This is a genomic window from Halomonas sp. ND22Bw (genome assembly GCF_003011945.1).
Classification (GTDB): domain Bacteria; phylum Pseudomonadota; class Gammaproteobacteria; order Pseudomonadales; family Halomonadaceae; genus Halomonas; species Halomonas halophila.
Map to the genome: position 1 here is coordinate 1 of NZ_PXWD01000343.1, position 360 is coordinate 360.

At 67.5% G+C, this 360-nt stretch carries 1 protein-coding gene; it reads right to left on the reverse strand.

Annotated features, from left to right (window positions below; genetic code table 11):
• A partial coding sequence (locus CVH10_RS18355) for a hypothetical protein (protein ID WP_219924803.1) occupies positions 1-234 on the reverse strand: 234 nt, incomplete at its 3' end.
• Positions 235-360 lie beyond the last annotated feature (126 nt).

Genomic DNA, 360 nt, shown 5'->3' on the forward strand with positions numbered 1-360 from the left:
CAGCCCCTCGCCCAGCGCCAGCTTGGTGACGTGCACCGCCTGCGGGTCCAGCCCGCGCGTGGCGTACAGTTCCAGCACGCCCTCGCGCAGCAGGTAGATCGAGCACACCTCGCTATCCAGCGCTTCGCCGATGATCTCCACCACGGAATTCAGCTTGGCATGCGCGTTCGATCGCGCGGCCATCACGTCGTGCAGGTTGACCAGGATTTCACGGGCGGAACGGGCGGCTGACACGGGCATGGTCCACGGCTAACAGACGCGGGGCTTGGGTGCCACGCAGCATTTTCACCGCGGCGCCGCGTTGCGTTCCGCGGCGGCGATGCCAACATGGCGCGGCAGACGAAAGGCGGGAAGGAACGG